Genomic DNA, 21,116 nt, shown 5'->3' with positions numbered 1-21,116 from the left:
TGCTTAGCCTCACAAGCCCCTCACTTTAGTGAGGGGTAGTTGACAACGCGGGGTGACCGCCGATGAATTGATGTTTAGATTGCGGGTCAATGGGATCTATGAGTTAGCACGAGTCAAACGGGCTGTTTTGGAACAAAATGGCCAATTGACAGTGCTTGAATATGGTGATGATGAAAGCATTCGTTATCCCTTGATCAGTGATGGGATCATCAATTATGATATTTTAGAGATGATCTCACAAGATGAAGCCTGGCTTGATGAGCAATTACAAAAAAATGGCTTTAAGAGCAGTGCAGAGGTCTTTTTGGGCGAATATATCAGTGGTAAGTTATATTTTGTAGGTTATCCAAAGAAATAATTAGCAGTTTTTGGCTAATAGGTTTAGAATAGTTCTAGTGCTATACTAATAAAGTAAGTCTGCTGAAAGAAGGATGAATTATGTCATTAAATGAAATTAATTTGGCCTTAGGACCAGAAAAAATGTTGACGACGCTCTCAGATCGTTACGCTGACCGGAATTTTTTACTTTATCGTGCATTAGCCAACAAAGATGGTTATTTGCTCGTTGATATCTCTGGTGAACCTACAGTGTTTGAATCTGGTTTGAATTACCGCGTCTTAAAAGAGATCGGTGAAACAAACTGGGATAGTCTACTAGAATTGCGGTATGTGACTTTAGATACTGATCAACAAAAAGTTTTCAATGCAGTCGTTGATTCTTGGAATAATAAAGCTACACGTCCTCTTGGATTGAAGGCTTCTAAAGTCTTGATCTCTTTGAAAAAGAATTTCCAATTCCTCTTGCTCAATGTTTGGGAAGATGAACAAGACTATTTAGCCTGGAATAATTCATCTGAAAATAAATTAGCGCAATTTGGACATGACGGTAATCGTGCTCCGGTAGATAAACTCTACACGCGCGTAAGATAAGAAAAAAGCGTGACTTTTTGGAGTTACGCTTTTTTTGTGTTCAATCTTCATTGATGTGTTCTTTAACTTGCTTGAAGATCATGATGATATGATCGTCAGCTAAAGTGTAATAGACGTGTTGTCCGTCACGTGTGCTAGAGACTAACCCTGTTTGGCGCAAGATCTTTAGTTGATGCGAGACTGCTGATTGTGTCATGCCGATCGCTTGGGTGATCTCGCTTACTGTAAGCTGCTTTTCAAATAATAAGTACAAGATCTTATAGCGCGTCTCATTGCCAAAGGCTTTAAAGATCTGTACACTGGCTTCTGTTTCCTCCTTTGAGGGGAGATTCAAATCATTATCCATCATAATATTCACCTTGTGTCTTGCTAGAGTTAATAAACTTCTTAACTATTATAGCAAAACTATTTTTAAATTGAGCAGTTGAATAAAAATTAAAATTCAGCTAGACTGGTACATACGAAGCAAAAATAGCTTAATAAATTTATCATTATGGAGGGGACTATGGAGATCTTAAAACCACACTTGAAAAACTATTTAGGTGCGATCTTAGGTGCGGTCATTTCGATCATTGTGGCTGCAGGTGCATCTCTATTGCAACCGCGTATCCTACAATTTATCTTAGATAATTTATTAAAAAATGATCGTCAGGCAATGTTTAAAGAAGGTATGCTCTTGATCGCATTAGCAGTGATCGGAGTGATCGCCGGGATCTTGAATGTTTATTTTGCTGCTCGAGTCGCGCAAGGCGTTACTAGTGATCTACGACAACAAACTTATGAAAAGATCCAAACATTTTCTTTGAGTAATATTGAAAAATTTTCGGCTAGTACCTTAGTCGTTCGTTTGATCAACGATATGAATCAAGTGCTAAATGTCGTAATGATGACTTTTATGCAAGTTTTACGGATGCCGATCATGATCATCGGGGCCTTTGTGATGGGGATCGTCACCATTCCACGTTTCTGGTGGTTACAAGTAGCGATGTTTTTAGCGGTCTTTTTAGTGATCGGCTTGACATTTCCGCAGTTAGGTAAGATGTTTGATCGTTATCAAAAGAAATTAGATCGCAGTAATACGATCGCTAAAGAAGCGATGCAAGGGATCAGGGTGATCAAATCCTTTAACCAACAAACAAATGAAGAAAAACGTTTTGGTGAAGTGGCTGATGATATGAATGATCTAAATATCAAGATCGGATATGTATTTTCATGCTTATTGCCCGCCTTTTTCTTAGTCTGCAATGTGGGGATCACCGCCGTCGTTTATCTAGTTGGGATAAACGTGGAAAATAACCCGGGTGAACTGGCGGCGATCACCTCATATATCGGGTATCTAATGCAGATGTTATTCACATTAGCCTTTGGTGGCATGACGATGGCGATGTATGCGCGTGGTTTTGTTTCTTTAGGGCGAATAAAAGAAGTTTTAGATACAAAACCAGATCTAACATTTGATCCAAAGGCACCTGAAGTGGAACTTGATGGGGCTGTTGAATTTGACAATGTTTCATTTGCTTATCCTGGAGCTGAACATGAAACGCTCAAAAATATCAGTTTTAAAGTTGCTTCTGGTGAATCGATCGGGGTCATCGGGGCTACTGGCTCAGGAAAATCGACCTTAGCTCAGTTGATGACTCGTTTGTACGATCCAACTTCTGGAGTCGTTAAAGTTGGCGGGGTCGATCTACGTGAGGTAAATGAAACTTCATTGCGTAAGGCGGTATCATTAGTTTTACAAAAAGCCTTACTTTTCTCAGGCAAGATCTCAGATAACTTGCGCCAAGGTGATCGTAATGCCACCACTAAAGATTTTAGATGGGCAGCGAAGATCTCACAGGCAGCTGAGTTTGTGGAGCGCTACGATGATCAATATGAACATCAAGTTGAAGAGCGTTCGGCGAACTTTTCTGGGGGACAAAAGCAACGTCTATCGATCACACGTGGGGTCGTCGGCAAGCCAAAAGTTTTGATCTTAGATGATTCGACCTCGGCGCTAGATGCTAAGTCGGAAAAACGGGTCAAAGAAGCACTAGAAAAGGAATTGACGCAGACCACGACTTTTGTGATCGCAGAAAAGATCTTCTCGGTGATGGATGCTGATAAGATCATGGTCTTAGATCAAGGCCAGATCGTAGCTTGGGGATCGCATCAGGAATTATTAGCGACTTCAAAGGTCTATCGTGAGATCTATGAAACGCAACGTGCTAAAGATAAGATCGAGGAAGGAGAGCTGTAAAATGAAGGATTTTAAAATTGCCTGTGGCTACTTTTGGAAGTATTTAAAGCAATATTGGATAGCTGTGACAATTATGATCGTTTTGACTTTACTAGCGACCTTTTTCCAAGTGATCGCGCCGATCTATATGGGAAACGCGGTCACAGCTTTGACTAAATATGTCGCTCAATTAGCTGATCCAGCGACACGTGCGAGTGCTTCAATGGCTATTTTTTATACGGCATTGAAATTGATGGCCCTGTATTTCTTATTGAATGTGTTAGCCCAATTCATTGCTTGGATGATCATGTCTAAGTTTAATGCGGACGCAACAAATGGCATGCGCAAAAACTTATTTGCTAAATTGCAACGCATGAAGATCCGTTATTTTGATACACATCAAGACGGGAAGATCTTATCGTTATTTACTTCAGATATCGATAATATCTTCAACGCTTTGAATAATGCAGTCTTTGAGATCGTTTCTCAAGGGGCACTTTACATCGGAACTTTGGTCGTGATGTTTTCGATCAACGTCAAACTAGCTTTGATCACGGTAGCCTCAACGCCATTTGTCTTGGTGATCGCTTTAGTTATCATGTCAAAGGCTCGGAAATATTTAGATGCTCAACAAGATGAGATCTCAAACTTAAACGGCTATGTCAATGAGCAGATCAACGGTGAACAGGTCATTTTGAGTAATGGGCTACAACAAGAATCGATCGCTGGTTTTAAAAAATACAACCAACGTGTTAAAGATACAATGTTTAAAGGCCAGTTTTATTCGGGTCTTTTGTTTCCTTTGATGCAAGGTCTGTCATTGTTGAATTTAGCGATCGTGATCGTTGGGGGGATCTGGTTGATCGTGGCTGACTCGATGAATACAGCGACTGGTCTGGGCTTGATCGTAATGTTTGTGCAGTATTCGCAAACCTACTTCCAACCATTGACACAATTGACTTCGATCTATTCGATGATCCAGTTGGCACTGACCGGTGCGAGACGTTTAGCTAAAGTCGAAGCGCAACCAGAAGAAGATCTAGTTTTAGATGGTAAAAAGCAAGAAGGCTTACGTTCAAAAGTGGCTTTAAATGATGTGCATTTTAGCTATGATGAAGGAAAAGAGATCTTGCATGGGATCGATCTCTCAGTGAAAAAGGGTCAAATGTTAGCCTTAGTTGGGCCAACGGGTTCAGGTAAGACGACAACGATGAATCTCTTCAATCGCTTTTATGACGTTGATTCTGGGACGGTGACTTTTGATGGGGTCGATGTGCGCGACCTCACACTCAAGTCTTTGCGTTCAAAAGTTGGGATCGTGTTGCAAGATTCATTGCTCTTTACGGGGACGATCGCCGAAAACATCAAATATGGTGCTCCAAATACAAGTGATGAAGAGATGATCTTTGCTGCTAAGCAAGCCCAGATCCATGACTTTATCATGAGTCTACCGGAAGGCTATGCGACTAAAGTAAGTGATGAGCAATCGATCTTTTCAACGGGTCAAAAGCAATTGGTAAGTATCGCGCGGACGTTATTATCTGATCCGGATCTCTTGATCTTAGATGAGGCGACCTCTAACGTTGATACCGTGACGGAAGAAAAGATCCAACAAGCAATGGATGCGGTCTTAGCTGGCCGAACGAGCTTTGTGATCGCTCACCGCTTAAAGACGATCATCAATGCCGATAAGATCGCGGTTTTACGTGACGGTAATGTGATCGAGCAGGGCAGTCATTCCGAGTTGATCGCCCAAAAAGGTTTCTATTACGATCTATATACAAATCAAATGGTACTAGATTAACGAAGGGTCCTCTCCATGAGATAAATATGTTCTTATGGAGGGGGGCTTTTTATTTCCAGGGAAATATAGTTGCGGGAAGATTTGGAATTTATTGCTATTGCTTCGATCAGCCAGCGCTAAAGGATCACCTGATCAGCTAGCTTTTGGGGTAACTTTAAGATCTATGACCCGCTAAATTGATATTTTGAGCGTATCGATTGTATTTTTGCTTACTTTCCGTCAGACTAGATGGTATAAAATTGCGAGGTGAAAGCGATGATCCATTATCAAGACGTTGGGATGAAATATGGTGAAAACACGATCTTAGATCATATTGATCTTGAGATAGATGCTGGGGAATTTTTTGTGCTAGTAGGTCCAAGTGGTAGTGGTAAAACAACGCTCTTACGGATGTTAAATCAACTGACGATCCCTACGCAGGGCAATATTTATTTAAATAACAAAAAGATCAAAGAATATGACAAGCAAAAATTACGGCTAAATACGGGATATGTGTTGCAAGATAGTAGTTTATTTCCAAATTTGACGCTTGAAGATAACATCACGATCCAACTTGAGCAACTCGGAGTGACCAAAGAAAAACGCCGTGCTCGAGCAGCTGAATTGTTAAAGTCTGTTGAACTTGACCCAAAAATCTTTGCCAAACGTAAACCAGCTGAACTTTCAGGGGGCCAAAAGCAACGCGTGGCCATCGTCAGGGCTTTAGCCACTAAGCCAGATCTAGTTTTGATGGATGAATCATTTAGTGCCTTAGACCCCGTGTTAAGACGCCAGTCGCAGGATCTGATCTTAGACTTGCACCAAAAATTAAAGCCGACGATCGTTTTTGTGACCCACGATATGCAAGAAGCCTTACGCTTGGGCGATCGGATCGCTGTTCTCCATGCGGGGCATTTACAACAAGTCGGCACACCTACGCAGATCATGCAACAGCCGGCTAACGATTTTGTAAAGGACTTCTTTGATCCTGAATGTCCCCACTTTTGGAATTTGGAATATTTATTACAGACAGCGTATCCGACCAAGATCGCAGACGCTAAAAATGCAGTCGAGCTCGAGAGTTTTGATGACTTATTGACCCAACTTCAAAAAACACCTGAGCTACGATTCACGTATCAAGCACAGACTTATCAACTCACGTATCAAGGACTCTTAGCTTATTTGGCAGAACAAGGGGGTCGGCGCTAATGGCAAAATTGATTGAAACAATCAGTGTGCAACGTACTGAGATCTTACAGGCACTGGGGCAACATTTGGCGATCTCACTTATTTCGTTAGTGATCGCTGTTTTGATCGCGGTCCCTTTAGCGATCAGTTTACGCGATCGACCATTTTTAGGCGAGGCCGGTCTGCAGGTAGCTGGGATCATCCAAACGATCCCTAGTTTAGCGTTATTAGGCCTTTTGATCCCATTAGTCGGTATCGGCACCGTCCCAGCGGTGATCGCGTTAACGTTATATGCGATCATGCCGATCTATCAAAATACGTATGCAGGGTTGAAAAATGTTGATCCTAATTTAAAAGAAGCTGCTCAGGCATTTGGACTTTCACGTTTTAAACAACTACAACGACTCGAATTTCCGTTAGCTTTACCGTTGATCTTATCGGGGATCAGGATCGCCTTAGTCATGGTCATCGGTACGGCAACTTTAGCCGCTTTTATCGGTGCTGGTGGTCTAGGAAGTTATATCATGCTTGGGATCCAGCAAAATAACAATGATTATCTGCTGATCGGGGGCATCTTATCAGCGGCTTTGGCTTTCATTTGTAGTGGACTTTTAAAATTTATCGGCAAAAATTCTCGCCGGATCTATATAACTTTGGCGCTTTTGGCTCTTTTAGGGGCGGGCGTTGGTGGCGTGAAAGTATACGAAACTTTACAGCCTAAGCCCGTTAAAGTCGTGATCGCTGGTAAACTTGGTAGTGAACCAGAGATCTTGATGAATATGTATAAGGAATTGATCAAGCAAGCCGATCCTAAAGCTGAGGTGACGTTAAAACCTAATTTTGGGGGCACGACATTTTTGTTTAAAGCACTTCAAAAGGGACAAATTGATATCTATCCTGAATTTACTGGTACAGTCTTAGAAGCGTTAGTCGATCACGATAAAAAGACACCTAGTGATCCTAAAGAGACGTATACACTTGCGCAAAAGCAATTATCAAAACAGTATGATCTGCGCTATCTAAAACCGATGGCATATCAAAATGGTTATGATCTAGCGGTGACTAAGGAATTTTCGCAAAAATACAATGTGACTAAATTAAGTGATCTAGCACGGGTCAACGCTAAGGTCCATGCGGGTTTTGATCCCGATTTTTCCAATCAAGAAGATGGTTATCTGGGCTTAAAGCAAGTCTATAATTTAGATTTTGGCAAGGTATCGGTCATGGAGCCTGCCTTACGCTACCAAGCGATCGCACAAAAGAAGGTCAATTTGGTCGATGGTTATACGACTGATCCGCAAGTGCGTCAATATGATCTAGTGGTGCTAAAAGACGATAAGAACTTTTTCCCACCGTATCAAGGGGCACCATTGATGAATGAAAAGTTTGCACAAGCTAATCCTAAAATCGTTCAGAGCTTAGAAAAATTAGCCGGCAAGATCACCGCTGAAGAGATGCAAGAAATGAACTATGAAGTCAGCGTTAAGCATCAAAAAGCAAGTGTGGTCGCTCATAAATATTTAGTCGAACATGGACTGTTAAAATAAACGCAAAGCTCTAGCAAAGAGGGTCTACCATGATATATTGCATCGTGGTAGACCCTCTTATCAGTTATTTTTTACGCATGAAATATCCGCCAAGACCGATGAGCAGTCCTAACAGGCTAAAGCAGACCCAGCCAAATCCAAGATCAAAGAATGGGAAATAGGTTTGAGCAAACTTGAGCAATGTTTGGACTAGCGCAGTTTCTTTTAGCCCAGCTGGTAAAGCATTCAACATGTCAAAGAAAGCCGGGATCAAGGTCAGAAATGTCGTAGTTTTGTAGACCAAAGCATAATTATGAAACAATGGTGAACAAACACCTAGTAAGATCAAAGTGATCGCTAGTGGATATAAAAACATCAAGACTGGTAATGACCAAGAAATGATCGCATCAAGTCCTAAGTTGGCGATCGCAAATGAGAGCAAGCAGTAGACCAGTAAGATCGCTTTATATGAAAAACGACTAAATAATTGATGGAAAGCTTGTGAACAGGCGATCGCAAGACCCATTGAAGTCGATAAACAAGTGACCGTCGTCAAAGTTGCTAACAAAGCATCGCCAAAGATCCCCATATAGTGATGAGAGATCTGTGTCAAAGTGATCCCGCCGTTTTCTGCCAGACCAAAAGTCGAGACACTTTGCGCTCCTAACAAGATCAAAGCAATGTAGATGATCCCGATCGACAAGATCCCAAGTGAACCACCTTTAGCAGTTGCCAAAGCGATATCTTTTTTATCTTTTAGACCAAATTGGCGGACGGCGGTAACGATAGTGATCCCAAAAGCGATCGAAGCCAAAGCATCCATCGTGTTGTAGCCTTGGAGAAGGCCGGAAGCAAAAGCGCCCGTCAAATACTCTTTAGTGATCGGGGCACTCGCAGCTGAACTTAGTGGGCTGCTAAAAGCCAGTAAAAAGATCACAAATAACATTACTAAAAAGACCGGGTTAAGCACTTTACCGATCAAAGCAGTGATCTTAGTTTCCCGAATAGACAGAAAGTAGACTAATAAAAAGAAGATCGCTGAATAGATCAATAGGCCTAATGATTGCTGATTTTGCGGGATATGTGGAGCAAAACCGATCGTAAAGGGCACAGTCGCTGTTCTAGGTGTTGCAAAAAATGGTCCGATCGTAGCGTAGATCAAGATCATAAAGAGCAACGCATAGCTGTGGCCGACGGGACGAGCTAGTTCATAGATACCACGTGATTGAGTGATACTGATCGCCAGTAGACCTAAAACTGGTAATAAAACCCCCGAAGCTAAAAAGCCTAAAGCTGCACTTAGCCAGTGGCTCCCAGCCATTTGGCCTAAATGAACTGGAAAGATCAGGTTTCCGGCTCCAAATAACATCCCAAAGATCAAAGAACCGATCATTAGATAATGTCTGAAAGTTAATTTCTTACTTTCCATAAAATCCTCCTATGTTATTTATAAAAAAAGTCCTCTCAGGTCAGAGTGGCCAGACAGGACACAATTAATAGTTAACTTTTAAGCTACATTATTTTTGGTTAAATGTCAAAGTAATTAAAATGATTGCATTAGCCAAATAAGCATGTTACACTTTAATTGAAAATATGAACATATATTCATAAGTTTAGAGGTGACAAACAATGGAGACGATTTTTGCAAACAAAAATAAAATTATTCAGATAGTGCTCACGAGCTTGCTATTTTTAGTGGCACATTTGCCAAACTTAAGTACCGGGCTGGAATTTGCTCTTTACCTAATAGCTTATTTGATCATCGGTTTTGGTGTGATCAAAGAGGCGATCGAGCATATCTTTCATGGTAAATGGTTTGATGAGAATTTTTTGATGATGATCGCAACGGTGGGGGCTTTTGCCGTCAAGCAGTATCCCGAAGCGGTCGCCGTGATGTTATTTTACGCTTTAGGTGAACTTTTTGAAGATATTGCCGTTGAGCGTTCACGTGATTCGATCACACAATTATTAGATATTCGTCCCGAATATGCCAATTTAGTCACTAAAGATGGCACTGTGACTAAAGTTTCACCAACACAAGTTGAGCTTGATGAAGTGATCAAGATCAAGCCAGGTGAACGTGTCCCTTTAGATGGTAAAGTCATCCAGGGAAGTGCCTATTTAGATACGGCCGCTTTGACGGGGGAATCAGAACCGCGCTTAGTCGAAACTGGAGCACAGATCTTGAGTGGTGCGATCGTGTTAGACAGTGTTATCGAAGTTCGTGTGACTAAGCCTTATGGTGAATCGACCGTTGCTAAGATCTTGGAATTAGTTGAAAATGCAAGTCAAAAAAAGGCGCCAACTGAAAAGTTCATCACCAAATTTGCGCAAGTCTACACGCCGATCGTGGTCGGAGCAGCGTTATTACTGGCAATTATCCCACCGCTATTTTTGGGACTCCCATTTAGCGAATGGTTCTATCGGGCATTGATCTTTTTAGTGATCTCATGTCCATGTGCGTTGGTCATTTCGATTCCTTTAGGCTTTTTTGCCGGGATCGGTGCCTCGTCTAGAGCTGGTGTTTTGGTCAAGGGAAGTAACTATTTAGAATTATTGACGCAGATCCAGACTTTGGTTTTTGATAAGACTGGGACTTTGACAGAAGGTAAATTTCAGGTCGAAAATGTCTATCCTGATGCAGGGGTAAAAGAAGCTGAATTAGTTGAATTAGCCGCGATTGCTGAAATGCATTCTCCCCATCCGATCGCTCGTTCGATCGTGGAATATTTCCCAGGAAAATTACCGACCGAAAAATTAGCAACTGTAAAAGAAGTAGTCGGTCAAGGGATCAAGGCTGTTTTTGCCGATAAAGAATTATTGGTCGGAAAAAGATCGCTACTAAATGAACAGAAGATCGCGGTGGCAAAGTTACCATCAACAGCTACTGGAACATTAGTCTATGTTGCGTATGCTGGCAAATATTTAGGGTGTTTGGAGATCGCTGATACACTCAAACAAACTTCTACAGCAACGCTAAAAGAACTCAAAAAACAAGGGATCCAGACTGTGATGCTGACTGGTGATCGCCAAAAAACAGCTGATGCGATCGCGTCTAAATTAGCGATCGATACAGTCAAAGCAGAACTTTTACCGCAAGATAAGTTGGCTGAAGTTGAAAAATTGCAACAAGCTCAAACTGGCAAAGTTGGCTTTGTCGGTGACGGCCTAAATGATACCCCCGTTTTAGCCAGTGCCGACGTTGGGATCGCTATGGGGGCTTTGGGCTCTGATGCCGCGATCGAGGCCGCAGATGTGGTTTTGATGCGTGATGATCCAGCTGCGATCTTACGTGTTTTAAATATTGCACGTCGAACTAAAAAGATCGTTTGGCAAAATATCTGCTTAGCTTTGGGGATCAAATTTGTCTTTTTGATCTTAGGTGCCTTTGGTGACGTAACGATGTGGGAAGCGGTGTTTGCGGATGTCGGTGTAACTTTGATCGCAGTTTTGAACGCTTTGCGGATCATGCGTAAATAACACACAATACTAAATAAAATGATCTGACTAGTATCTTGCTGGTCAGATCATTTTATTTAGCTAAAAACAACTTCAAATTCTTCACAGACGACTTCGAGTTCAGGTGTAAAGTCCAGCTTTACTTCGGCTAATTCGGCCGTGAAGAAAGCTTGATGGACTTTACGCCAATAGGCTAGGCTCCGATCGCCTTCACCCTCTAAATAAGCATGGCGCGCGGAAACGTTTTTAAATGATGTGCGATAGACTTTGGTCGTTTTGGTGATGCAGACCGCCTCGTCGTTGCCATCTAAGATGATGTTATATTCACCGACTTGAGGAAGGGGCTCATTTTCTAGAGCATATAAGGGATAAGAAGATGTAGTAGCTGTTTTTTGCCCGCGCAAAACAAGTTTGGCTAAAAAATCAGGTTCACAGCCAAAAGCCCAAGCTTCATGAGGGGCATTGGTAAGCATAGGCTCGTTGGCACAAAATGCGTGCCACATTTCAGTTGCATCCATAGTCTATTACCTCGATAAATTTTTTCTAAGTATATCATGTTTTTTTGATGAATGCTTGCATAAAGACATTTTGGCGGTATATACTTAAGGTTATGCAAACGTTTTTATGAAAGGTGGTGCTCAGATGGCAACGATAAAAGATGTCGCGAAAAGAGCTGGGGTTTCGCCATCAACAGCTTCACGTGCGATGCATGATAGTCCGTTGATCAGTGAAGAGACCAAAGATAAGGTGCGCCAGGCGATGAAAGAGCTGGATTATTCGCCTAATTTTGCCGCCCAAAATTTAGCTAATCAAACCTCAAATACGATCGGGGTCATTTTGCCAGCCCGCGAAGAAGCTGTGGGGGATAATCCGTTTTTCATCCAGATCATTCAAGGCTTAGCTTCGATCTGCAATGCGCATGCACAGTTAGTCTCTGTTGCGTCAGGGCAAACGACTGAAGAATTGATCAAAAATATCGAAACAATGATCAAGCGGGGAAATATCACGCGGTTCGTCTTTGTTTATTCCCAAGCCAACGATCCAGTGCTGGAATTTATCAAGCAATATCCAAAGATCCACTATGTTGTGATCGGTTCACCATATACCGATAAAGAGACGACGTATTATGTGGATAATGATAATTTCAAAGCGGGATACGATGCAACTAAATTCTTGCTCGCTAAAGGGGCGACACGGATCGTTTATGCACATACTGATCTTTCTGAAAAGGTTCAAAATGCACGGTATAAAGGCTATCTAGCGGCTTTGAGTGAAGTAAATATTACTGAATCACCATTGTGCTTGAGTACTGAGTGCGATGATGAAATAAAGAATGCCAAAGCTTTGGACCAGATGTTATCTAAAACTGGCGGTAAAGTTGGTGTAGTAGCTTGTGACGATATATTAGCAATAGAGATCCAGCATCTCTGTGATATTTGTGAGATCGAGCAATCTGAACTTGCTTTGCTGGGCTTTAATAACTCATTACTTGCGAAAACAGCTCGGCCAGCCTTGACCTCAGTCGAGATCTTCCCGCGCTTTTTAGGTTCCGAAGCAGCCGCTTTAGCGATCAGTACAAAAGGAAATGATAAGTTAAAGCTGGAGACCGATCACATAGTCGTGCCCCATAAGATCGTAGAACGCGCCTCTACAAAAATCTAAAAATCTCAGAAAAAGAGATTTTTTTGCTTGCAAATGCAACCGATTGCATTTATAATTAATGTGTAAAATGAAAACGTTTAAATTATATTTTTAAAAGGTGGTCAGTGTAAATGAAAAGAATTTTTGAGATCGATCCATGGAAAGTAGTCACACATGAATTTAAACCCGAAGAAAAACGACTTCAAGAAAGTATGACCAGTATTGGGAACGAATACATGGGGATGCGGGGGATGTTTGAAGAAACATATTCCGGTGATACACATAAAGGGATTTATCTTGGAGGCGTTTGGTATCCAGATAAGACACGTGTTGGTTGGTGGAAGAACGGTTATCCTGAATACTTTGGGAAGGTCATCAATGCAGTTGATTTCACTAAAGTTGACATCAAGTTGAACGGCTCTTCGGTTGATTTAGCTAAGGATGAATTTTCAGACTTTGAACTTGCACTCGACATGAAAAAAGGGATCTTAAACCGTAGCTTTATCGTTACAAAAGACGGTCAAAAATTCCGTTTGAACTTTGAACGTTTTGTCAGTGTAGCGCAAAAAGAACTCTACGCTTCCAAGATCACGATCGAAAACTTAAATGATACTGAAGCAGACGTTGAGATCAGATCATACATTGATGCGGATGTTTTCAATGAAGATGCAAACTATGATGAAAAATTCTGGAATGTTTTGGCACAAAATGTAGCTGAAACACATATGTCTTTAACGGCACAAACGATACCAAATAACTTTGGTACGCCACAATTTACAACTGAAATGTTAGCTGACCACGTAACCGATCTACGACCAATGGCAGCTGAAACGACTGAAAAGAGCGTAGTCAATACATTTGCCGGCCAAGTTGCTGCTGGTCAAACTGTAGCTTTTGAAAAACGTGTGATCGTGGTAACTTCACGTGATCATGAAACACAAGCAGCTTTAACACAAGCTGCACAAACTTTGAGCCGAAAACAAGCTGAAAGCTCATTTGAAGAGTTGAAAGCAGCTCAAGCAGCTGGTTGGGCTAAGCGTTGGGAAAAAGCGGATGTTGAGATCTCAGGTAATGCTGAATCACAACAAGGTATTCGCTTCAACTTGTTCCAACTCTTCTCAACTTATTACGGTGATGATGCTCGCTTAAACATTGGGCCAAAAGGTTTCACCGGTGAAAAGTATGGTGGTGCCACATACTGGGATACAGAAGCTTTTGCAGTACCGTTGTATTTAGCTTTAGCCGACGAATCGGTGACAAAGAATTTACTCAAGTATCGGTGTGATCAATTAGCAGGGGCTTACCACAACGCCCAACAACAAGGTTTGAAAGGTGCATTGTATCCAATGGTAACTTTCAACGGGATCGAATGCCACAACGAATGGGAGATCACATTTGAAGAGATCCACCGTAACGGAACGATTGCCTATGCGATCTACAACTATACTCGTTACACCGGTGATGAAGAATATGCGACCCACGATGGCTTTGATGTTTTAGTCGGGATCGCACGCTTCTGGGCTGATCGAGTGCATTACTCCAAGCGCAAGGGACAATACATGATCCACGGCGTGACCGGACCAAACGAATATGAAAACAACGTCAATAACAACTGGTACACCAACATGTTGGCTAAATGGTGCTTGAACTATGCAAATGAGATCGCTGATAAAGTTTCAGCCCAAAAATTGGCGCAGCTCGATTTAGGTGAGACAGAACGTCAAAAATGGCATGAAATTGCGGATAATATGTATTTACCACAAGATCAAGAACTCGGGATCTTCGTTCAACATGATACCTTCTTGGACAAAGACCTGACACCAGTTAAAGATCTTCCAGAAGGGCAATTACCATTGAACCAAAACTGGTCATGGGACAAGATCTTGCGTTCACCATATATCAAACAAGCTGATGTTTTACAGGGTATCTATTACTTTGTTGAAGACTTCACGCCAGAACAAAAAGAAAAGAACTTTGATTTCTACGAACCATTGACCGTGCATGAATCAAGTCTTTCGCCATCGATCCACTCGGTTTTGGCTGCTGACCTTCACAAAGAAGATAAAGCTTTTGAAATGTATTCCCGGACAGCCCGGTTAGACTTGGATAACTATAACAACGATACTGAAGATGGCTTGCACATCACATCAATGACGGGTTCATGGTTGGCGATCGTTCAAGGATTTGCTGGTATGCGTGTTATCGATGGTGAACTTGAATTTGCACCATTCTTACCTAAGGAGTGGGATGGCTACAAATTCCGGATCAACTTCCGCGGTCGTTTGTTGAGTATCGAAGTTGATAAGACAGGTTCTAAGATCGAATTGTTGAAAGGTGAACCTTTGAAGATCAAATTGAATGGTGAAGAGACCAAATTAACAGCAAAATAGGAGGAAACTGATGAAAGGTGCAATTTTTGATTTAGACGGTGTGATCACCGATACAGCGAAGTTTCACTTTGAAGCTTGGAGCCAACTAGCTAAAGAACAATTAGGGCTAGTTTTACCCGCTGAATTTGAAGCTGAATTAAAAGGGATCAGTCGGACTGATTCTTTGATCAAGATCTTGGAATTTGGGGGGTTACGTGATAACTATACTGAAGCAGAGATCTTGGCGATGGCCGAAAAGAAAAATGGTTATTATTTGCAAGCGATCGAAACTTTGACAAAAGAAGATATTTTGCCAGGGATCACCCGTTTGATCGGTGAATTAAAAGAGCATGGCGTTAAATTATCAATTGCTTCAGCTTCCAAGAATGCGCCGGCGATCTTAGAAAAGCTAGGTTTAGCAAACGAATTTGATGCGATCGCTGATCCAAGTAAAGTTGCTAACGGCAAACCAGCTCCTGATATCTTCTTAGCTGGTGCCAAAGCAGTCGCGCTTGAACCAAAGGATTGTGTTGGAGTCGAAGATGCTGTTTCGGGTGTAGCGGCGATCAAAGCTGCTGGAATGACAGCGGTGGCTGTAGGAGATGCGACTGAATTAGCCCAAGCGGATGTAGTTGTAGAAACAACAGCAGATTTCTCCTATGCACTTTTTGAAAAGGCATGGGAAGATGCCAAATAAGTAAACAGTTCTAGAAGTCAGGGGAAACTCTGGCTTCTTTTTTGTCCTCTTACCTAAAATCTGTGTTATGATTCAAATAAGAGTATTTTAGAGAATGGGGAGAGTAATTTGGCTTATTGGCAAGGGTTATTGATCGGATTTGCGTTCGTGGCGCCGATCGGGATGCAAAATGTGTATGTGTTCAACAACGGCTTATCTTATAAATTGAGTCGGGCTTGGCTGTATACTTTTTTAGTTTGGGTCTTTGATGCGCTCTTTTGTTTAGCGGCTTTTTACGGTATCGGAGCTTTGATCACCCATAATCAGACCTTGAAATTATTTATTATGTTAGCCGGTGGTCTCTTGACTGCTTATATTGGCTGGGGGATCATCCGGGCGGCTGATCAACGGGCTTTAACGAGCGATGACAATAAGATAAGCTTAAAACAAGCGATCACGACGGCTTTTGTAGTCAGTTGGGCTAATCCCCAGGCTTTGATCGATGGGACGATGATGTTGGGGGCTAGTCGTGGGACTTTGACCTTGGCTGAAAGTGTTTTTTTTATCATTGGAGTCGTCAGTGCTTCCTTTATTTGGGACATGGGGATGACAACGGCTTTTAATGTCTTTCGCCACAAGATCCCAGATAAATTGCTATTGTGGATCAATTTGATCAGCGGGATCATCGTCGTTGTTTACGGTATTTTCTTATTTGTCGAAGGTGGCAAACAATTATTTTAAATAAACTAAAAAAGTGAATGGTATTAGTGCCAGATGAATAACGCGGGTCTCACACGAAGTAATACGTGGTGAGACCCGCGTTATTTTTATTGAGTTCCCGCAATTCTGCGCACTGTGATCGTAGTCGTGCTTAAAATTGCAATGCCTAGCAGATAACAATGCCTTGTACATGATGCTAAGCCCGCATCATGCCCAAATCACCGTTATCTGTACGGCATTTCCCGCAATTTTGCGCACTGTGATCAAAATGCGTTTGCGATTTTGGTCAGTTGTTTTTGACAATGCTTTAATGAAAGGTCGCAACTGGTGCAACAGTTTGCTAAACCTTCAATATGTAGTGTGGTAAAATCTTTTAACCCGTAGAAGGATAAAAGTTTTTGGAGATATTTATTTCCCAGGTTATGTTTGTGTTTATATGTGTCCCAAAAATACTTAAGTGATCTGGGATGATAGGTCCGATCTGTTGCTTGGAGATGTAAGGCTTTTTTGTGGGGGGCCATCTCGGTCAATGTGGCTACGATCAGATCTAAATATTGTTTGAGCTCTGTGGGTAAGAACCGTTGTTGGATCGGAGCAACGAAAAGATATTTATCAGCAAGCATGAAATCATTAAGCCAGTCATCATGCTCACACAACAACTTTTGTTCAAACGCTGATAATGGCTTTTGATGCTGTTTCTTTCGCAAGGCCATTAACATCTGTGAATTTAGTGTCGGCGTGCTATCCTTGATAAGGTCGTGAAAAATGATCCGATCTTTGGGGTGAGCTTGTTGATAACTTGTAATAAAATGCTGGTTAAGCCGATCCAAGTGCGCACTTTTATCGTTGGAGTATGCTTGGATGACTAAAAGTGTTGACATAATAATACCTCTAGTTCTTTATTTATAAAAATTTATAATATTCCAACTTAGTAGCGATGTCAACCTGATGAAGTGAAGAAGGTATAAAAAGCAATCTAGAGTAGTTGATCTACCTAAGTGAACTTGTGTTATTCTTCGCTATCTGGAGCGATAGGCAAGGTTTGGACTAAAAAATTCTTCAAAGATGATCTTGAAGGCGACTTTTTAGTCCAAAAATTAGCCCTTAACGAAATTTTGGACTAAAATAGAGTTAGTAAATATTTTAGGGGGCTTTATAATGACAAAAACAGCAGCAGTGATGATCGCACCTGGTTGTGAGGAAGTTGAAGCACTATCAAGCGTTGATGTTTTACGGCGTGCCGGGATCAAATGTGATATGGTCGGTTTATTCGATAAGATCGTCAATGGTGACCATAATATCGTGTTGACTTGTGATAAGGTCATGGATGAAAGTTTATTGGACTATGATATCGTGATCTTTCCAGGGGGTCTACCTGGTTCAGAAGCCTTGCGTGACAATGAAACATTGCGTCAATTTATGGTCGAACGTAAAAAAGCTGGTAAGTGGAATGCGGCGATGTGTGCTGCTCCGATCGCTTTTGCACGCTATGGCTTATTGGATGATAGCCAATATACGTTATATCCAGGAATGGAAGCCGGGATCGCAGATGAAGTCAAGCATGGTAATTTTGATGAAGCTTTAGTCGTTGTAGATGAAAAGAATCATTTGATCACCAGTCGCGGGCCAGCAACGGCTTGGGCCTATGCCTATGAGATCGCCAAAGTTTTAGGCGCAGATGTAGATAAGTTAAAAGATAGTATGTTATACAACATGTTGATGTTGAGCCGTTAGAGATAAGAGACCAGAAGTTATTTTCTGGTCTTTTTGTTTACGTTATAGTCGTGCTTAAAATTGCAACTCCTAGGAAATAACAATATCCCACTCACGAGGCAAACCCCGCCTCGTAAATGGGATACAGTTATTTCTACGGAGTTTCCCGCAATTTTGCTCACTGTGATCGTAGTCGTGCTTAAAATTGCAATGCCTAGCAGATAACAATGCCTTGTACATGATGCTAGGCCCGCATCATGCCCAAGTCACCGTTATCTGTACGGCATTTCCCACAATTTTAAGCACTGTATTCAAAATTTGGTATCTTTGTCCTAAATAAGGTATCCTTAGGGTAGAAATAATTAAACAAATTAAATATAACGGAGGATAAGATCATGAATAAATTTTCAAAAGTGACCTTGGCATTGCTCTGTACAGTCGTTTTGGCAGGCTGTTCTAACGATAATGGCTCAAAGACTAATGCTAAAGAACAAAGCACTTCCCAAACGGCTAAAAGTAGTAGCCAAAAACCAAGCTCGACTAGTCAGGCTAAAGAAAGTCAAAGCTCTGAAAGTAGTAGTCAAGACCAAAGCTCAAACACCGAAAATAGTGCGACCGATGAAAGCCAAGCTGAGGCTAATAAACTTTCTAATAATGAATTGATACAGCAAGGTGCGATCTCGATGCGCCAAAATTTGGGCGATACTGCGCTTGTAGCTACACTGTCCGGTAAAGAAGATAGCCAAAAGAAAGTAAGTGTTTCTTATAGTGGCGATCTAAACAACTATACCGCTAATTATTATCTTGAAAAAGATGCTAAGCCAGTTAATGACGAAAGTTTAAAAGATAGATCACCATATGCTACTTTGACTAAAAAGACCTATGCTTCGACCGATGAAGCTGTTAGCCAGATCGATTATCAAAACGATACTTCGCAAGGCAATTTACCTAAGATCAACTTAGGTTATGGGTTGCAAGCGACTGTCAATAGCGGTGCCGGTCAACGTTACTTGCATTGGAATGAAGGGAATTGGTCCTTTACCATGCACGGTAGCCCAGTTGCTAATGAAGATCCAGCAGTAGCTGCCCGTAAGGCTGTAACACTGTTAGAACGCTATCGCTTACCTGAACCGTCACAACGGGGAAGTGGTCGTTTGGAAACTTCCGCTAAAGCAGGCTTTTTGACCCAATCACTCACTTGGAATAAAGATAATGTGGTCTATGAATTTAAGGCAGACAACTTAGAAACTTTAGTCTTAGTGGCAGCAAGTTTGCAGTAAAAAAATTTAGTTTTAAAAAATTCTAAAAACCTTTTATTAACCCCAGTATATAAAGATTGACAAATGTATCAGCTAGACTATACTAAGAGTTGTACCAAAGAAAAATAAAAAGTGAGGCGTTCTTAGATGAATTACATTGGGCAAGAGATTCAAGATTTTTCAGTTAAGGCATATCAACAAGGTGAATTAAAGGATGTCACCAAAAAAGACGTTTTGGGTAAATGGAGCGTGTTCTTCTTTTATCCAGCCGACTTCTCCTTTGTTTGCCCAACCGAATTAGAAGATTTACAAGCTAAATATTCCCAATTCAAGGCAGCTGGGGCAGAGATCTATTCTGTTTCCGAAGATACCGAGTTTGTACACAAGGCATGGGCTGAGGCTTCGACTGGTATTGGTAAGATCGAATATCCAATGTTAGCCGATCCAGCTGGCAAATTAGCTAAGGCATTTGATGTATTGAATGCAGAACTCGGTCAAACATACCGGGCTGCTTTCATTGTTGATCCAGATGGAGTGATCCAATCCTATACGATCAACAACATGGGTATCGGTCGGAACGCCTCTGAGATCTTTAGAACACTTCAAGCAGCTTCCTTTGTACGCGCACACGGCGATAAAGTTTGCCCAGCTAGTTGGCAACCAGGTGATGATGTGTTGGAACCAGGCTTAGATCTAGTTGGTAAATTATAATTAAATTGAAAAAAGTCAAAAAATAAGATGATCCGTTGCGACAGATCATCTTATTTTTTGTCTGGAAAACTTAGGCGTTGTCCCGGGTTATTTTTCATGATGCAATAAATAAAGATACCGCAACATCACTGTGCTCAAGATAACGGTGATCGCCCAGATCGTATGGATCCCCCAAATTTTTTCCAGTTCGGCGGAACACAAAGCGCCTAGTGCAAAAGCGAGGGTGATCGCTAAATACAGTTTAGCCGCATGTTTATCGGATAAATTGTGGGAGAAGAAAAATCCGTTCCAAGCGAGCATCCCCTTTTTGATATTTCCTGTGGAAAAGGAGTTGTTGTAAGGGATGCCCTCGATCTTGCTAAATGAAGTCGTTTGGATCCCGACCCCAAAGGCTAATGGGGGAACGACTAGATAGTCAGGCATGCTAACGGGTAAAAAACCGATCACTAGACAAGCCAAGATACAGGGGAGCAATGATAAAGGCTTGACGTAGGGAGAGTCTAGTTTTTTAGCGAGAAAGCTGATGACAAAGATCCCTAAAATAAAAAAGACAAAGGTAAAAAAGCGCGTTTCCGTAAGCACAAGCCCTTTACTAGCAATGTCGACAGCTAAGAAGACGATATTACCGGTCTGCCCAGCGACCAGCGAATGTTCACGCAAAACATAGGTATAGGCGTCAATATAGCCACCACAAAATGCCAAAGTCAGCCCGATCAAAAGCGATTGGGCATATTTTTGTTTAACAAGTTCATAATTATTGATAAGATCACTTCCAGATAAAAAATTAACTATCTTTTATTTTAGCACTTGCCATACTTTTGAGTACGTATTTTGTAGTCTAGTCCGCTATAATTAAAGTTGGGCAAGGGGCCCGTAAATATCAAAAAAAGGAGGAAATAACTGTTAATTAAAATATAATCAAA

Annotated in this window: 19 protein-coding genes; 14 read left to right on the top strand and 5 right to left on the bottom strand. The window is 41.5% G+C overall.

Features of this window, described 5'->3' with window-relative positions:
- Positions 1-52 precede the first annotated feature (52 nt).
- The gene (locus LMU01S_RS07025; RefSeq protein ID WP_420896583.1) at positions 53-358 is read left to right on the top strand and encodes a DUF421 domain-containing protein; all 306 of its coding nucleotides are present in this window, start codon (positions 53-55) and stop codon (positions 356-358) included.
- An 80-nt stretch (positions 359-438) separates the two neighbouring features.
- Positions 439-930, top strand: a complete 492-nt coding sequence (locus tag LMU01S_RS07020) for a hypothetical protein (RefSeq protein ID WP_056957984.1) — start codon at positions 439-441, stop codon at positions 928-930.
- A gap of 40 nt (positions 931-970) precedes the next feature.
- Here LMU01S_RS07020 and LMU01S_RS07015 read toward each other — a convergent pair whose 3' ends face one another.
- Positions 971-1,279, bottom strand: coding sequence for an ArsR/SmtB family transcription factor (locus LMU01S_RS07015; protein ID WP_056957986.1), 309 nt, complete (start codon positions 1,277-1,279; stop codon positions 971-973).
- Between the two features lie 156 nt (positions 1,280-1,435).
- On the opposite strand from LMU01S_RS07015, the gene LMU01S_RS07010 reads away from it, so the two are divergent.
- The 4 genes from LMU01S_RS07010 (at position 1,436) to LMU01S_RS06995 (ending at position 7,666) form a co-directional block, all read left to right on the top strand.
- Entirely contained in the window at positions 1,436-3,169 is a 1,734-nt protein-coding gene (locus LMU01S_RS07010) for an ABC transporter ATP-binding protein (protein WP_056957987.1), read from the top strand.
- A 1-nt stretch (position 3,170) separates the two neighbouring features.
- A complete protein-coding gene (locus tag LMU01S_RS07005; RefSeq protein WP_056957989.1) occupies positions 3,171-4,952 on the top strand; it encodes an ABC transporter ATP-binding protein in 1,782 nt (593 codons plus the stop codon).
- Between the two features lie 255 nt (positions 4,953-5,207).
- Positions 5,208-6,140, top strand: a complete 933-nt coding sequence (locus LMU01S_RS07000) for an ATP-binding cassette domain-containing protein (protein ID WP_056957991.1) — start codon at positions 5,208-5,210, stop codon at positions 6,138-6,140.
- Positions 6,140-7,666, top strand: a complete 1,527-nt coding sequence (locus LMU01S_RS06995) for an ABC transporter permease/substrate-binding protein (protein WP_056957993.1) — start codon at positions 6,140-6,142, stop codon at positions 7,664-7,666. The genes LMU01S_RS07000 and LMU01S_RS06995 overlap by 1 nt, the downstream gene beginning before the upstream one ends.
- 64 nt (positions 7,667-7,730) lie before the next feature.
- Here LMU01S_RS06995 and brnQ read toward each other — a convergent pair whose 3' ends face one another.
- Positions 7,731-9,074, bottom strand: a complete 1,344-nt coding sequence (gene brnQ / locus LMU01S_RS06990) for a branched-chain amino acid transport system II carrier protein (protein WP_056957995.1) — start codon at positions 9,072-9,074, stop codon at positions 7,731-7,733.
- A gap of 200 nt (positions 9,075-9,274) precedes the next feature.
- On the opposite strand from brnQ, the gene LMU01S_RS06985 reads away from it, so the two are divergent.
- On the top strand, positions 9,275-11,125 hold the full coding sequence (locus LMU01S_RS06985) for a heavy metal translocating P-type ATPase (RefSeq protein ID WP_056957997.1): 1,851 nt from the start codon (positions 9,275-9,277) through the stop codon (positions 11,123-11,125).
- Positions 11,126-11,181: 56 nt separating this feature from the next.
- Here LMU01S_RS06985 and LMU01S_RS06980 read toward each other — a convergent pair whose 3' ends face one another.
- Complete coding sequence (locus LMU01S_RS06980; RefSeq protein WP_056957999.1) at positions 11,182-11,622, bottom strand: ASCH domain-containing protein; 441 nt, start codon at positions 11,620-11,622, stop codon at positions 11,182-11,184.
- 124 nt (positions 11,623-11,746) lie between these two features.
- Between LMU01S_RS06980 and LMU01S_RS06975 the strand changes: the two genes are divergently transcribed.
- The 4 genes from LMU01S_RS06975 to LMU01S_RS06960 all read left to right on the top strand — a co-directional run bounded on the left by LMU01S_RS06975 (position 11,747) and on the right by LMU01S_RS06960 (position 16,531).
- Positions 11,747-12,766 carry a LacI family DNA-binding transcriptional regulator gene (locus tag LMU01S_RS06975; protein ID WP_056958007.1) on the top strand — a complete coding sequence of 340 codons (1,020 nt, stop codon included), beginning with the start codon at positions 11,747-11,749 and terminating at the stop codon, positions 12,764-12,766.
- Positions 12,767-12,876: 110 nt separating this feature from the next.
- On the top strand, positions 12,877-15,135 hold the full coding sequence (locus tag LMU01S_RS06970; RefSeq protein WP_056958001.1) for a glycoside hydrolase family 65 protein: 2,259 nt from the start codon (positions 12,877-12,879) through the stop codon (positions 15,133-15,135).
- Positions 15,136-15,145: 10 nt separating this feature from the next.
- Positions 15,146-15,811, top strand: coding sequence for a beta-phosphoglucomutase (gene pgmB, locus LMU01S_RS06965; RefSeq protein ID WP_056958003.1), 666 nt, complete (start codon positions 15,146-15,148; stop codon positions 15,809-15,811).
- A 108-nt stretch (positions 15,812-15,919) separates the two neighbouring features.
- Positions 15,920-16,531 (top strand): LysE/ArgO family amino acid transporter, encoded by a 612-nt coding sequence (locus LMU01S_RS06960; RefSeq protein ID WP_056958005.1) that lies wholly within the window; start codon positions 15,920-15,922, stop codon positions 16,529-16,531.
- A gap of 242 nt (positions 16,532-16,773) precedes the next feature.
- On the opposite strand, the gene LMU01S_RS06955 is transcribed toward LMU01S_RS06960, so the two are convergent.
- Entirely contained in the window at positions 16,774-17,391 is a 618-nt protein-coding gene (locus LMU01S_RS06955) for an NAD(P)H-dependent oxidoreductase (protein WP_082613074.1), read from the bottom strand.
- Positions 17,392-17,668: 277 nt separating this feature from the next.
- Between LMU01S_RS06955 and LMU01S_RS06950 the strand changes: the two genes are divergently transcribed.
- From LMU01S_RS06950 to LMU01S_RS06940, 3 genes are all read left to right on the top strand, one after another.
- Positions 17,669-18,244, top strand: a complete 576-nt coding sequence (locus LMU01S_RS06950; RefSeq protein ID WP_056959217.1) for a DJ-1 family glyoxalase III — start codon at positions 17,669-17,671, stop codon at positions 18,242-18,244.
- Between the two features lie 374 nt (positions 18,245-18,618).
- Positions 18,619-19,503 (top strand): hypothetical protein, encoded by an 885-nt coding sequence (locus tag LMU01S_RS06945; RefSeq protein ID WP_056959331.1) that lies wholly within the window; start codon positions 18,619-18,621, stop codon positions 19,501-19,503.
- A 126-nt stretch (positions 19,504-19,629) separates the two neighbouring features.
- Entirely contained in the window at positions 19,630-20,193 is a 564-nt protein-coding gene (locus tag LMU01S_RS06940) for a redoxin domain-containing protein (RefSeq protein WP_056959330.1), read from the top strand.
- Between the two features lie 87 nt (positions 20,194-20,280).
- Here LMU01S_RS06940 and LMU01S_RS06935 read toward each other — a convergent pair whose 3' ends face one another.
- Positions 20,281-20,895, bottom strand: a complete 615-nt coding sequence (locus LMU01S_RS06935) for a YoaK family protein (RefSeq protein WP_225354613.1) — start codon at positions 20,893-20,895, stop codon at positions 20,281-20,283.
- Positions 20,896-21,116 lie beyond the last annotated feature (221 nt).

This window comes from Ligilactobacillus murinus DSM 20452 = NBRC 14221 (assembly GCF_001591685.1).
In the GTDB taxonomy this organism is placed as follows: domain Bacteria; phylum Bacillota; class Bacilli; order Lactobacillales; family Lactobacillaceae; genus Ligilactobacillus; species Ligilactobacillus murinus.
This window is presented reverse-complemented; position numbering and strand designations above follow the sequence as displayed.